Origin of the sequence: Paenibacillus shunpengii, from assembly GCF_042684905.1 — a bacterium.
In the GTDB taxonomy this organism is placed as follows: Bacteria; Bacillota; Bacilli; order Paenibacillales; family Paenibacillaceae; genus Paenibacillus; species Paenibacillus shunpengii.
The window spans coordinates 68,422-83,205 of the sequence record NZ_JBHUMJ010000004.1 but is presented as its reverse complement, the minus strand read 5'-3'; the positions used below and the strand labels follow the sequence as shown (position 1 = coordinate 83,205).

The 14,784-nt window shown below is 47.7% G+C and carries 10 protein-coding genes and 1 pseudogene; 2 read left to right on the top strand and 9 right to left on the bottom strand.

The features are described from left to right. Positions 1-2: 2 nt before the first annotated feature. A complete protein-coding gene (gene spoVAD / locus ACFSVM_RS16725; RefSeq protein WP_090725320.1) occupies positions 3-1,022 on the bottom strand; it encodes a stage V sporulation protein AD in 1,020 nt (339 codons plus the stop codon). Next, entirely contained in the window at positions 1,019-1,525 is a 507-nt protein-coding gene (gene spoVAC / locus ACFSVM_RS16720; RefSeq protein ID WP_076313550.1) for a stage V sporulation protein AC, read from the bottom strand. The genes spoVAD and spoVAC overlap by 4 nt, the downstream gene beginning before the upstream one ends. A 475-nt stretch (positions 1,526-2,000) precedes the next feature. Between spoVAC and ACFSVM_RS16715 the strand changes: the two genes are divergently transcribed. Beyond that, the gene (locus tag ACFSVM_RS16715) at positions 2,001-3,074 is read left to right on the top strand and encodes a M42 family metallopeptidase (RefSeq protein ID WP_379263517.1); all 1,074 of its coding nucleotides are present in this window, start codon (positions 2,001-2,003) and stop codon (positions 3,072-3,074) included. A gap of 151 nt (positions 3,075-3,225) precedes the next feature. Here ACFSVM_RS16715 and ACFSVM_RS16710 read toward each other — a convergent pair whose 3' ends face one another. The 4 genes and pseudogenes from ACFSVM_RS16710 to sigK form a co-directional block, all read right to left on the bottom strand. After that, a complete protein-coding gene (locus ACFSVM_RS16710) occupies positions 3,226-3,936 on the bottom strand; it encodes a metal-dependent hydrolase (RefSeq protein WP_076313334.1) in 711 nt (236 codons plus the stop codon). A gap of 266 nt (positions 3,937-4,202) precedes the next feature. Then, positions 4,203-5,288, bottom strand: a complete 1,086-nt coding sequence (locus ACFSVM_RS16705) for a 5-methyltetrahydropteroyltriglutamate--homocysteine S-methyltransferase (RefSeq protein WP_090725318.1) — start codon at positions 5,286-5,288, stop codon at positions 4,203-4,205. A gap of 166 nt (positions 5,289-5,454) precedes the next feature. Next, a pseudogene (locus ACFSVM_RS16700) lies at positions 5,455-5,599 on the bottom strand (RNA polymerase subunit sigma-70); the annotation flags it as partial. Between the two features lie 324 nt (positions 5,600-5,923). Further along, on the bottom strand, positions 5,924-6,625 hold the full coding sequence (gene sigK / locus ACFSVM_RS16695; RefSeq protein WP_047913196.1) for an RNA polymerase sporulation sigma factor SigK: 702 nt from the start codon (positions 6,623-6,625) through the stop codon (positions 5,924-5,926). Between the two features lie 254 nt (positions 6,626-6,879). Between sigK and ACFSVM_RS16690 the strand changes: the two genes are divergently transcribed. Next, complete coding sequence (locus ACFSVM_RS16690) at positions 6,880-8,184, top strand: Gfo/Idh/MocA family oxidoreductase (RefSeq protein ID WP_379263514.1); 1,305 nt, start codon at positions 6,880-6,882, stop codon at positions 8,182-8,184. 314 nt (positions 8,185-8,498) lie between these two features. On the opposite strand, the gene ACFSVM_RS16685 is transcribed toward ACFSVM_RS16690, so the two are convergent. The 3 genes from ACFSVM_RS16685 to ACFSVM_RS16675 are packed head-to-tail and all read right to left on the bottom strand — an operon-like array spanning position 8,499 to position 14,577. Beyond that, positions 8,499-9,857: an ABC transporter substrate-binding protein gene (locus tag ACFSVM_RS16685; protein WP_379263512.1), complete on the bottom strand. Its 1,359-nt coding sequence runs from the start codon at positions 9,855-9,857 to the stop codon at positions 8,499-8,501. Positions 9,858-9,900: 43 nt separating this feature from the next. Further along, the gene (locus ACFSVM_RS16680; protein ID WP_379263510.1) at positions 9,901-12,141 is read right to left on the bottom strand and encodes an Ig-like domain-containing protein; all 2,241 of its coding nucleotides are present in this window, start codon (positions 12,139-12,141) and stop codon (positions 9,901-9,903) included. Positions 12,142-12,144: 3 nt separating this feature from the next. Further along, complete coding sequence (locus ACFSVM_RS16675) at positions 12,145-14,577, bottom strand: glycosyl hydrolase family 95 catalytic domain-containing protein (RefSeq protein ID WP_379263838.1); 2,433 nt, start codon at positions 14,575-14,577, stop codon at positions 12,145-12,147. Between the last annotated feature and the right edge of the window lie 207 nt (positions 14,578-14,784).

Here is a 14,784-nt window from a genome sequence, read left to right as displayed (position 1 = left end):
TTTTATTCCTCCTCTCTCTCAATAGCTACGGCATGAGCGATACAAGGGATCGTTTCACCCTGCTGATAAGACAAAGGAGATAATAAAGCGCCTGTTGCTACAACCAATACTTTATTTAATTCCCCTTTTTTAATTCTTTTGATTAAATGTCCGTACGTTACTGTTGCAGAACAGCCGCAGCCGCTGCCTCCGGCAAATACATACTTCTGTGTGTTGATATCATAAATCATGAGTCCGCAGTCGTTGAACTCCGTCTGCTCCATTGGTATTCCTTCCTTTTGAAGCAGCTGCTTAGCTATAGGCAGTCCAACCGAAGCGAGGTCCCCCGTAACGATCAAGTCATAATATCCAGGCTCCAGTCCCGTATCCCGAAAATGAGATATGAGCGTGTCTGCAGCTGCTGGCGCCATCGCTGCTCCCATGTTGAACGGGTCCTTGATACCCAGATCCATAACTCGTCCAATGGTTGCACGGCGAACGACAGGTCCACTACCCGTCTTGCTGATAATGGCGCAGCCGGAGCCTGTTACTGTATTTTGAGCTGTCGGCGGCTTCTGTGCTCCATACTCTGTTGGAAAGCGGAACTGCTTCTCAACCGTACAGTTATGGCTCGAGGTGCCGGCCAGCACGTAATCTCCGCCTCCCGAGTCGACAATTAAGGAAGCCAGTGCAAGACTCTCCATGGACGTTGAGCACGCACCGAATAAGCCTAAGTATGGAACACCCAGTTGCCGCGCAGAAAATGAACTGCTGATGATTTGGTTCATCAAATCACCACCCACAAAATACTGCAGTTCGTTTTTCGATATGTTTGCGTTAGCGATAGCAATCTGCGCAGCCTGCTCAAACAGCCGGCGCTCCGCCTTTTCCCATGTTTTTTCACCAATTTGCAGGTTGTCATAAATGTAATCAAAATCCTCGGCCAGCGGTCCTTCTCCTTCTTCAGGTCCCACTACGCTGGATGTACCGATGATGCGCGGCTTGTTCTCAAATTCCCAGGTTTGTCCTCCAACTCTTTTCATAGGTGGTATCCTCCGAATCCAAGGCAAGCGTAGATTATACCAATAATAAATGCAGCAACGACACCAAACACGATGACCGAGCCAGCGAGCTTGAACATGTTGGCGCCTACCCCGAGCACAAGACCTTCAGCCCGATGCTCAAGCGCAGCCGAACACATGGAGTTCGCAAAGCCTGTAACAGGGACTGCCGTACCCGCTCCAGCAAATTGCGCGATCTTATCGTAAACACCGAAGCAGGTTAGAATAATGGAGATAAGAATCATAACCGCCACGGTCGGGCTCGATGCCTCCTTCGAGCTCATATCCAATCCAGCAACAAAAGCCTGCTGAATACACTGACCAATAAAGCAGATGAACCCACCTACAAAAAAAGCTTTGATACAGTTCTTAAGTACTGCTCTCGGCGGTTCATGCTTTTTGGCAATTTTCTTGTATTCCTTCGTATCAAGGGACAGCGATGGCGTATTTGAGCTAGTATCTTGAGATTGAGATTGATCTGGAATCGTTGACACCCCCTCTAACCGTCTTAAATTTCACTCGGGTCTTCATACTGTTTACCGAGGATAATTTAATTATGGTTAAAGCCCGCAAATGTTATGAATGGTAAATCATCCTTCCTTGCAGGCTTTATGTGCCATAGAGCATGGGGAATCGTATTTATTTGGTTGTAAAAGGATCCGATCCAGCATTATTTATAAAAAAGCAAAAAGACAGTTAAAATAAACAAAACGCCGAGCATAATTAATCCTTTACGTACATGAGGGTCCATATCGATCGCATACTCCCTTCATAAGTCGGCTGAATTTTATGGTTTCACAAAGCTATGCATTTCAGTATATGCGCTAGGCACTTGTCATGTGATTCCGCTCCATAATTCATCATTCTTATTGGATAGACAAGAGAAGATAGTCCGTTCATAATATAGTAATTGAACAGTGGTACATAAGAAGGTACTTACAATCAGAAGGAGAGATGAAAATGGAGAATAAAACCAAAGAATTGTTTAAGACACTCACCGAATTTCCTTCGGCTCCAGGATTTGAGAGAGAGCTTCGTGCATACGCCAAGAGCCTGATGTCCCAATACACGGAAGAATTCGTACAGGATCGGCTTGGCAGCTTGTTTGGAGTGCTTCGCGGCGACGAGCAGGGCCCGCGGGTCATGGTGGCTGGACATTTTGACGAAGTAGGATTTATGACTTCTGGCATCACAGAAGCGGGTATGGTCAAATTCCGCCCGATTGGCGGCTGGTGGAGCCAAGCTGTTCTGTCCCAGCGCCTGCAAATTATTACTCCGGACGGCCCAATCACAGGCGTCGTCGGATCAACACCAACCCATCTGTTGTCGCCGGCGGATCGCGCTAAGCCCGTAGAGCTGGATTCCATGTATCTCGATATCGGTGCGGACAACCGTGCGGAGGCAGAATCGTGGGGTATTAAGCCAGGTATGCAAATTGTACCGATCTGTGAGTTTACACCACTCAAGAATCCTAAGAAAATTATGGCCAAGGCCTGGGATAACCGTTATGGTGTAGGGCTTGCAATCGAGCTGCTGGAAGCTCTGCATAAGGAGAAGCTGCCTAATATCTTGTATTCCGGCGCAACTGTTCAGGAGGAGCTCGGACTGCGTGGTGCACGCACTTCGGCAAATTTGATTCAACCGGATATTTTCTTCGCTCTTGACTGCAGTGCTGCCAATGATATGACCGGAGATAAGAATGCTTTTGGTCACATTGGACAAGGGGCCTTGCTCCGTATTCTCGATCCCGGTATGCTGACACATCGCGGCGTTGTAGAATACGTACAGGATACCGCTGAGACGCACAAGATTAAATATCAATACTTTATTTCACCAGGGGGAACGGATGCAGGTCAGGTGCACTTAAGTGGTATCGGGGTACCATCCACCGTGATCGGTGTGTGTGCTAGATATATCCACACTTCATCTTCCATTCTTCATACAGATGATTATGATGCTGCGAAGGAGCTGCTCATTAAGCTGGTGAAAGGTCTTGACCGTACAACACTGAATACCATTATTGAGAACTCCTGATTGTCATATTCATTATTTCGAATGATTATGATGGAGCAAATGAAAATGAATATTGCATAGAAAAAGAGGTGTCTGACCGGCCTGCAAGCTGCCGAACAAGACACCTCTTTTATGTAAAGGTTCGTGCATAATGAAAGTTCATGGGGAAACATTAAAGAAACAAAGGTGAAAACGCAATCCATGCAACAATAAATGTAACACCTATGAAGAAGATCTCTACCCAGGCTCCCTGCTTGGACCCTGTACTCATCAGCTTAAACTTGATCTTCCACTTGAATGGCGGAAGCGGCTTGATTCCACGATTCGTCAAGCTATCTGCAATCAAATGAAGCAAATAGGACAGGCCGCCAGCCATCCAAACTGCATCCCCATAAGCTTGCGTCGATCCATAGAGAAGAAAAGTCCAAACGGCTACGCCATATAGCGTATGAGTTAATCCGCGATGAGGTAAAAACGTAATCAGTATGAGCAGACTTCCAACGAGCAAATTCCATGGATGAAAGCTCCCTCCGTAAACAATGAGCCCTAGTCCGATAAAAAACATAACCCACTGTCTGAGTGATCGAGATGGCATAAAGGATACAATCGCGATTAATGCTGCAAGAATTAAATTCCATGGATAATTCTCCATCCCGTAAATGCCCATGACTGCTGCCGCAGCAATAAGAGCGACCTGTACGATCCGAAGAAGCCAGTTCGGAAGGACCCGAGTCACCAGCAGTGAATTCGGTTCATCAATGTCAGGCAGCACCGAACTGATCAGCGCAACGGCCGCCGCAGGGATGGACAGACTGATTCCTCCCATATGCAAGAGTGAGAGCGAGACACCTGTCCCGACGATAATATGGGTTCTACCCATCATAATTCCTATACTTCCTTTCTCTGCCCAATCTGTAGTTGTGATATATCCCCAGGTGTGAACAAGAAGGAGCAACTTACGTAAGGGAAATATGGAAATCATTATAGCACATACGTTCGCATACGTACACCCAATATTATCCTCAATTAAATATTTATTATGTAATTTAACACTCCTGAGTCCAATCTCATTAAACCGTCAGCTGTTCTCACAAAATAAAGGGAGCGAAATTCGCTCCCTCTCACGATCCAATCCATATATAAATAGATTTATGTCCAAATCTCATCTGCAATTTCTTTAACAAAACGAAGCTTGGCCCACTGCTCTTCTTCCGATAGAATATTTCCTTCCTCTGTCGAAGAGAAGCCGCATTGCGGACTCAAGCAGAGCTGTTCAAGCGGCACATAGGCTGCAGCTTCTTCGATGCGGGCTTTGATCTTTTCTTTATCTTCCAGCTCTCCTGATTTGGACGTAATTAGCCCCAATACAATTTTTAAACCTGGGCGATTTACATATTTCAGAGGTTCAAACCCTCCGGAACGCTCATCGTCAAACTCCAGGAATAACCCGTCTACATCGAGGCCCCCAAAAATGGTCTCCGAAGCATAATCGTATCCGCCGCTTGCAAAGAAATTGGATTTATAATTCCCCCGGCAAATATGCATGGTAATGACTAAATCTTCAGGTTTGTTTGCAATCGATTCATTGATCATTCGCTGCATAATCTTCATCTCTTCAGCTGGATCGAGCCCCTTGGCACGAAGCTTATCGTGACCTTCCTCCGAGAAGAGATCCGCCCAAGCGGTATCATCTAATTGCAAGTAACGGCAGCCGGCATCATAAAAGGCTTGGATCGCTTTTTGATAAGCGGCAATTGTATCCTGGAGGAAAGCTTCCCGATCCGGATAAATCTCTTCATTCTGGTCTACACGATACACCAGCATATTAGGACTTGGTATCGTCTGCTTCGCTACCGCTTCCCCTGCATGCTCATTAAGGAATTGAAAATGCGCAATAAACGGATGCGATGAGAAATCAATGTTGCCGGTGACCCGAATACCCTCCTTGCGCGTCTCCATCTTATGAAAATTAAGTCCCGTATCTTTCTCATAATACTCCACACCATCAAGCCCACCCAAGAAATCAAAGTGCCACCAGCTTCTACGGAATTCTCCGTCTGTAACGCCCAGGACACCGTTCTGCTTCTGCTTGTCAATAACCCGAATGATCTCTTCGTTCTCTACTTTTGTCAGCTGTTCGAGAGTAATTGCGCCAGATTTGTACTGTTCACGTGCTTGTGTTAAATTCGCAGGACGCAACAGACTTCCTACATGATCATGATGAAATGGTATCATAAATGTCTCTCCCCAATATTTGATGTACAGAAAATTATAACATATTAAAATTGCAAGCTTAAATTCTAGCATGGGATGACTCGCTATAACTATTAAGTATAAATAAATCTATTGAAGCGATCTATCATAGATTGCCACATATGTTTGTTAAGTTATTATATAGAAAAAGGCAACTCATAAGAGTCACCTCTATCAGATCGTGGAGCCGAAACGTCTTTTCAGGTTTATTTCAGGGAACGAAGATGCATCAATATTTCATTTTCTATACAACGGACCGCAAATGTTGCGAGTTTGGTCCCTTTTCCTGGTGTCTAAGCACATGAAACTGGTTTATTCTTGTACGCTATGCCTCTCTTGCAGGCGACGATAAATAATCTCTACCCACTTCGGTAAGGGTGATATATATTGTTTTATTGTTGCATAATCGGCCTCCAGTATGATTTCACCAGCAGAACCGCATTAGATTTCGGATCGTACTTTTCCCGCTGCCGTTATTTCCTGCAAATACAAACATGGTAGCAGTAGATTCACTCATGGTGAAGATCCTGTTCCTTCAATTGTTCGATCTGGCCATTATAGCAGTTGGATCCCACAAAAAAGACTACTCCTATGAGTAGCCTTTATAGATAAGTTTCTCATTGCTTTGCCTTATAAAACTCATGGTACAGCTTCATCAGTGCGCGCTTCTCAATTCGGGATACATAGCTCCGGCTGATGCCGAGCTCCTTCGCGATTTCACGCTGTGTGCGTTCTTCTCCGCCGGCTTCCAGCCCGAAACGCCCGACCACAACTTCCTTCTCCCGTTCATCGAGAATGTCGAGGTTCTGATAGATTTTGCTCTTCTCAATCTTGAGCTGTACTTTATCCATGACCTCATCCGCTTCCGTGCCGAGGATATCGATAAGCGTAATTTCGTTACCCTCCTTATCCATTCCGATCGGATCGTGGAGCGAGACGTCCTTACGGGTCTTTTTTAATGACCTCAAATGCATCAGTATTTCATTTTCTATACAACGGGCCGCAAATGTTGCGAGCTTGGTCCCTTTTCCCTGCTGAAAGCTTTCGATTGCTTTAATCAGCCCGATCGTCCCGATGGAGATAAGATCCTCCAAATCCTCGCCGGTGTTATCGAACTTCTTCACAATATGGGCAACCAGCCTCAGGTTATGTTCGATCAGAAGATTACGCGATCTTGCATCGCCTTCTGCCATCAGCTTCAAATGTTTGGCTTCGTCTGCCTCTGATAACGGCTGAGGAAATGCATTGTTCTTCACATAAGAGACAAGCAGTGTCAATTCCTTAATAAATAGGGCAATGGCCGTAAAAATACCAGGCACGGGTGACACCTCCTACATTCTTCAGAGTCTACATTCTTTGTCGTCTAACTAATGTATGTAGGCATGCACCCATTCGTGCCTGTACGAACGAACCGCATCCATGTTTTTAAACATCGCTTTTTCGTTTGGCACCCGGTATTCACTTCTCATCATCGTAGGACAAATTTGATCAAGAACAGGTCAATTTAGCAACAACTGTGTAGAAAGCTTACCTTTATTTGTACTATTCTGACAGTAGTTTATAGAGGAGGCTGATGATATTGGCAGTTAAAAAACGCTATGCACACGTCGGAACAGGGGGACGCGCATCCTTCTTCTATGAAGCGATCGTGGGCAGCTATCAGGACAGCGCTGAGCTGGTCGCTTTTTGCGATTCGAATCAGACCCGCATGAACTATGCGAACAACCGGCTCGCTGAGAAGTTCCCGCACTATCGCCCCATCCCTACCTACAAGGCCGCTGATTTTGATGAGATGATTCGCACGGAGAAACCGGATGTGGTCATCGTCACGACCATAGACCGTACCCACCATCATTATATTATTCGGGCAATGGAGCTCGGATGTGACGTCATTACCGAGAAGCCGATGACCGTGGACGAGGACAAATGCCAGCAGATCATCGACACCGTTGAACGGACCGGGCAGAAGGTACGCGTCACCTTCAACTATCGCTATTCTCCTCATGCGACCAAGGTAAGGGAATTGATTCGGGACGGGGTCATCGGCGATGTGCTGCACGTCAATTTTGAGTGGCTGCTGGATACGAGACACGGAGCTGACTATTTCCGGCGCTGGCACCGGGATAAACGCAACAGCGGCGGGCTGCTCGTGCATAAGTCAACCCACCACTTCGATCTGGTTAACTTTTGGCTGAACTCGGAGCCGAAGACGGTCTTTGCCATGGGAGATCTATTATTTTATGGAAAGGAAAATGCCGAAAAAAGAGGTGTGGATTCCTTCTATCAGCGTGCATATGGCAATCCGGCAGCCCAGGAAGATCCCTTTGCACTGGACCTTGAGAAATCCCCTTCATTAAAAGGATTGTACTTGGACGCTGAGCACGAGGACGGATACCAACGGGATCAAAGTGTATTTGGGGACGGTATCTCCATCGAAGATACGATGAATGTGCTTGTGAGGTACAAGAATAACGCGATGCTCAATTACTCCCTTCACGCTTATGCCCCATGGGAAGGCCATATGGTTTCCTTCAATGGAACCAAAGGGCGTATTCAGATGCGAATCGGTGAAAAATCGTACGTAAATTCCGGAGGCAAACAGACCGATGAGGGAGCAACCAGGCTCAGACAGATTCTCGTTCAGCCGATGTGGGAGGATGCTTATGAGGTTCAGCTGGAAAATAAAGCGGGTGGTCATGGCGGAGCGGACCCCATTCTGCTAGAAGACTTGTTCGGCACACCGCCGGAGGATCCATTCCACCGTTCTGCATCCCATTTGGACGGAGCCATGTCTATCCTCACTGGTATAGCGGGCAACGTTTCGATGAGAACTGGGCAGGCTGTTCAGATTGAGAACTTATTAAAGTTCCCTTCCTGAGCTTAATTGAAAGCGTTCCCTATTAGGTGTCGATGCATCTGCTTCTATTCATTTGCATACCGTCCATGCTTAGCAGCATTTGCTTTAGTTATACAAAAGTAAGAGGATAGAGCGTATTCACTAGTTAGTTCACTCCAAGTTAAGATAGTTCATGCTGCTACGAGGATCGTCTTCATCCCAGGATTGAAGAAGCCTAGCACGTGTTATGCATACCCACCAATAAAGAAGCCGCATCCTTATCGGATGCGGCTTTTTGAATCAATTTCATAATACCTTTAGCTGCTTCAATCAAGGGTATATATAGTCTTTATAAATTACTCTGCCCCGGCATCTGTCATCTTCTGGTTGGATTCCTCCGCGTATTCTCTAAAGATCGTATTAAAGTCTCCCTCGAGCACCACTCTAGGAGCTGCCTTGGCATAAGGTGTATTAATCGTACGATCATGATCCGATTTATAAGGAATTTCAGCGAATTCATTGTAGAACGCCGCGCCGTAGTTCTTGCCTTGGTATACGCTGTCCGCTCCATACTGCTCAATAATGCTGTCATTATTCAGAACCGGCATAATTCCGTTTCTGGAGAGCTTCGTCTGTACTTCTTCCGAGACGAGATATTTAATGACTTCCATTGCCGCATCTTTATTCTCCGTCATCTTCGTTAAGCTGAAGTAGGTAGGGTAGGCCTGTGTACCGATTCCAGGTGCATCCGCAAAGGTCGGCATCGCGACCATATCCCAGTTCATTTTCGAGAACTCGTCAGGAAATACCGATGTGATGGAAGACAGCCAGCCGAACATGGCAAGCTCCTGGGCTTCAAGGAATTCCTTACGATAAGGCAGCTTGTTCTCATGGGCCTGCATATATTCGCGATAGCCGGATACATCTGCTGGTTTGACAAATACGGTCTCATAGAAGTTTTTCCAGCGCTCATCCTGATCCAGTGTAGACTTTTTCGTTTCCGGGTCGACATAAGGGATGGATAGATGATTCATCAGCAGAAGATGAGTCTCTGAGGAAGACAAGCCGACATAGGACTTATCTCCTTCAGTACGTGTCAGCTTCTTGGACAGCTCAGCGGCTTCATCCCATGTCATACCGTCCACCGGATAATCGACGCCAAATTTATCGAACAAGTCCTTGTTATAGTACAGCACCATCGTGTTGTTAAAGACGGGTACGCCCCATATTTGATCTCCGGAGATCTGCTTGATGGCATCCACAATAGTCGGTTCAAATTGGGTCATATCGATCTCATGCTGTTCAATCAGCTCCGTCATATCGTACTGCAGATCGAAGTCCGTTAGATATGTCGAGAATCCGCCGATGGATTCCCAGTAAATATCGATGCGCTGTCCTGCTGTGATCAATTCCTTCAGACCGACCTCATTGGTCTTCGGAATGTATTCAATTGTATAATTCGGAAACTTCTCCTTCAGCAGATCTCCAAAGCGCTCGTTCCAGCTCTCTACAGAGTCTCCGCTGTTGGAATACACATACAATGTATCTTTTCCATCCTTGTTGTTCACGACTGACGTTGCCGCCGTTCCGCCAGGCTCTTCCCCTCCACCAGTATTGCCTGCATTTCCGGTACCGCCCGAGCTGCAAGCACTAAGTACCCATACCAAGCTTAAGCATAACGTCAACATCACGGAGTAAAATTTGCGACTGTTCATAATGATCCCCCTTCAAATGTTAGAATCAAGAGAAACATAAATCTTACTGCTGTAACAGCTGCACTTCGGAAAACAGAGAAGTATTATAATTCTCTACCGGATTATTCTCATCTCCCGCGTCAACGGCCATACCAATATAAAAGGTATCCAGCCCTGCCATCGTGACAGACGACACTTCCGTCCAGGCTACACCGTCAGCGGAGTGATAGCCGGTGATGGTATTCCCTTCCTTAACCAGCTTAAACCAGTAAGGGGTGCTCAGCGATGGAATCGGTGGGGTCTGTACCATCTGTCCCCCTTCGTCTTGTCTGCTGTAGAACACGGAGCAGTACTGGTCGCCTCTAACCGAAAATCCGATCATGGCCTCTTTGGCTACCGGACTTAGGCTGCTGCGGATCATCAGCCCTGAACGATTATGAGGAGCCGTTTCGGACAACTGATCCAATCTTGCAATGAACTCTGCATCGCCTTCGAGCAGCTGATATACGTATTGAAAGGACTGATCCTCATTCGTCTTCCCGCTGTTACCTGCGAAGAGCGGATCGATGTTCCCTCCTCCTTTCACTGTAAATACACCATTTCTTAGATCAGCATGACCGGCTATGCCCGGCGCACCGATATCGGCAGAGTTCCAAGCCCCAAGCTCTCCGTTAGCATTAATATGGACGACGACTGCAGCAGAGTCCGTCTTTGTACCGCTGTTATCTACCGCTCGAGCAGTAATATAGTAGCTGCCTTCCGGCAGGTCATCCCATTTCCATTGATAAGGGGCGGATGTATCTTCTCCAAGCTTAACACCGCTGGCATAAAACTCGACTTTGGCGATGCTTCCATCTGGATCAGATGCCTCGGCGTTAATCATGATCTTCCCTGGCTGGCCCTTCAAGGCATTCATCTCGGGTGAAGTGATCTCAACTTCCGGATTGTTGGAACCGCTTCCAACTATGCTGTTCAAATAGTTCTCCAGATTGGTATAACCGTCATCATTGATGTCGCCATTCCGGTCCGCAGCATCATTCGGATCGAGGCCCTGCCCCAGCTCCCACGTATCCGGCATTCCGTCCAGATCTGTATCATCAGGTGCCGCCTCGCTTGCAAGCTCAGTCCATCCACCCACTTCCTCAGGGTGGTTAATGTGTCTTCCCGTCCGGTTACGTACATCGTTCACAAGTCTGGCATCGATGGAATCCCGTTTCGGTAGAATGGCCCCTGCCTGATTCAGCACCAGCTCATAAGCCTCTGCTGCAGATTGCAGCGTAACCGGTGTGACTTGAAGAGGCTCATATACCAGCTCCTTGCCCGTATCCGGACTCACGGCAATCCAGTTATCTTGGGTCACTGCCGGATCTCCGTCAACGACATTACCGGATACATGGAGCTTGCCATTTGCCCCGGTCTGGCTGAGGATGATGCTTCGTTTGTCCAGCAACGTATCCGGACCATACTTGTAGTAGTTGTTCACCATGTTAATATCTGCTTGATCTCCGCCATAACCGCTCAGATAATTCCAGTTGTACACGATGTTGTTGCTGAAATCGAAATTTTGATTGTCATCCAGCGTTCCTTTTACTCTTGGGTTACGGCTTGAGTTATGAAGCAGAATGTTATGATGATAGCTTGCATTGCCCGCTCCCCACAGACCGCCGAAGCCATGTCTTCCCTTCGAATGACTGGACATATGAAGCGCTTCGCCGATAATGGACCACTGCACGGTGGTGTTCTGGTTCTCGTAAGGAGACAGCACTTCGTCAACTCCCCATGTGACGGAGCAGTGATCAATCATGATATTGCTGTATCTTCTGGCTGACATGCCATCGCCGGTCGATTCGGTGTGATCCCCCATTCTAAATCGCATATAACGGATGATCACATGATCTGCCTCGATATAAGTTGAGTGATTGTTGACACTGATGCCGTCACCAGGTGCGGTCTGCCCTGCCAACGTGATGTTGTCACCTCGGATACGCAGCGGAGAATCCAGTGTAATATTGCCAGACACTTTGAATACAACCGTCCGGTTCCCCTGGCTAACTGCTTCTCTTAACGAGCCGGGACCACTGTCATCCAGGTTCGTCACATACACGACATCGCCGCCGCGTCCTCCGGTAGTGTACATCCCTCCTCCTTCAGCTCCCGGAAAAGCCGGGAGAGCCTCGCTGTCTGCCGCTGCTTGAACCGCTGAAGGAGGTTCATCCTGTGCGTATGCTTGATAGGGGACTGCGATAACTGCCAGCATCGCAGTCAGCAAGGTCATTGAAACTTGGCGTTTCCATAGACTAATCATTCATTAGCCCTCCTCATTTGCAATATACAGCACTTGGCCTGGCTCCATCTGAATGTCGTAAGTATGAGAGTAGATCGTTGAGGCATGAACATCGACGTCTGCTCCGGTTAGTCGATAGTTAGCTGCAATGTCTGGAAGAACAATCGTAATATCTGTGGCCCGCTCCGCCTTAAGCTCTGCTGCAAAGCTCTTTGTCCTTCGGTTCCACGTCATCGAAATGCTTCCGGTGCAGAATCGAAATCCTTGAACACGGCCAGCCTCCAGTCGATCGGGAAGTGCCGGCAGCAGCTTCACCATCCGTGGGGATACATACAGCAGCATCTCTTGAATAGCATTCGTGATCCCGAGACTCGCATCGAGCTGAACCGGCGCCTGGGCTTTATTCATACTGACTCCCATATCTCTCCAGTCATTATGAACCGTAAATAAGTTCGTAAGCAGACAGGAGCGGGTCAAGATATCCAGTGAATTAATCGCCTTCTCTCCCTCTCCCAGCCTTGCATAGATTGCCGACATATGTGCCAGCGACCAGCCGGTCTGTGCTCCAAGAACACGCCTATGAACGGCCTGCTCCAATCCTTGAAACAGTTCCGGACTTTCCTCACGCGTAAATTCCTGACCCGGAAATACAGGATAGATGTGGGACAGATGCCGGTGATTGTATCTGTCATGAAATTCGGGATGAACCCATTCCTTCAGGGCTCCATCTTCGTTCAGCTTATAGGAAGGAAGCCGCTTCAGAAGGTACTCCCAGCGAACAATATCCTCCTCACTGCGTCCCGTTCTTCGGCTGCCTTCGATAAGATTCGTGAACAGCTCTTTAATGATAGCAATGTCCATGGTAGCATCGATTGCCGTCGGCATCGGATGATCCATTGACTCTCCCGCATCAGGCATGTAATTGCCCGGCGTATTCTCGGGTGAGACCGAAGGATAAATATGAAGCAGCCCATCCTCTCCTTCCGTCAGAAAGTCCTCATAGAATAAGGCAGCCTCCGCCATGAAGGGCAAAGCCTCGTCTCTCAGGAACTGCTCATTTCCTGTGTACAGGTAGTATTCATAATAATGCCTCGCCAGCCAGCCGGCAGCGCCGGTCCAATTCAAGATCACCGGAACGATCTGGGTCGGACTTCCGATACCCGGCGTCGTTCCAGCTGGAATGAAAATGCCTCTGGCACCGTATAGCTTACGGGCATTCTCCTTAAAGATCTCGAGTAGAGAATCATAATGACGAAACAACGGCTTCATCAGAGAGGATAGACCTCCAACAGGTGCGTGCCAATTCATCATCTGCACATTCTCATTAGCCATGTAATGACACCACATCAGTCTGTAATCTCCGCCCCATAACCCATATAAAGGCATCGGCATACCTTTCTCTTCAGTAGAGGAAATATAGAGATACCGCCCATAAGCCCACAATTTCTCAAGCAGAGAGACAGAGGCCTTACCGTCATAAGCGGTCAGTAGCAATTCCTCCGTAGATCTGTTCTCGTAATTCTCAGGCTCTTCTGAGCTGATCAGCTCAACGGAGGCAGAAGAAAACAGGGCATTATGAAGCAATACATGCGCTTCAAGCAGTTCTGTATAGGAGGACCTCACTTCTGCCAATTCTTTTTTCAGACGGGGCCACGCCTTGCTCCTTGCTTCCTCTGTAAATACCTTAACGAGAATAACGACCTCATGCGCATTTGTAACCCGCAGCCGTCCATCCTCTTGCCTCACCTGTCCGCCGCTGTCTGTCTTTACCCTCAGAACTGCACCGTAATCTGTTCCATTCTCATGCCTCGCGGCAAAAGACAGAAACTCCCCCTGAGCTGTCAAATCTATCGTCTCTCTCAAAGCTTGCAGCTGCTCGGCTCTAGAAGGATTATCACTCGGATGGATATCAAGCGTAAGGGAAGCATCTACACTGGAAACACTAGATTTGAGCCTGTATACGATCATGTGATCCGCACGCGACACGAACAAGCTCCTATCATATGCCACCTCCCCATCCAGCCAGGATACGGCCACTTCTCCCGTCTCCATATTCAAGCTGCGCCGGTAATGCCGAAACGCCTCCTGACCTGTCATGGAGAGTCTTAAATCCGCTAGCGGCAGAGGAGCAGACAGGGTACTGTTATACCCTTTTTCCTTGAGCGCGCGGGTAAGAACCCAGCTGGCCTCCTGGAACCGTCCCTCATTCATCAGTCTTCGAGTATCCTTAAGCGTATGACTGACGTCGGGAAGAAGGCCGATCTGTCCGCCGTGCCATAGACCGAGGTGGTTGATCAGGATCGTTTCATCCTGCACACCTCCATACACGGATGCCCCGATGACCCCGTTTCCGGAAGGCAGGGCTTCCCTCCATTTGCTCTTCCACCACGAAGAAGGATATCTCGTGACCAGCATGCTTTTACTGCTTCTATTACCGTCCTTCATCTCTGCAGTCATCACGTACAAGGTCTCCTTCCTAAGGTAGTTCGCATTGAAGAATGCGTTTGCATTTTGCGATTCGGACGACGCGTATGTCGCAATACACCCATCAGTTGATTGATATTACAATTCGTTCTTAATCTTATTTCAGTTTTACCATGGCTCACGGTACCGTTCTAACCTTTTCTTGCCTTAAGTTTCATCACCTTGATCTTTTTTGCTCTT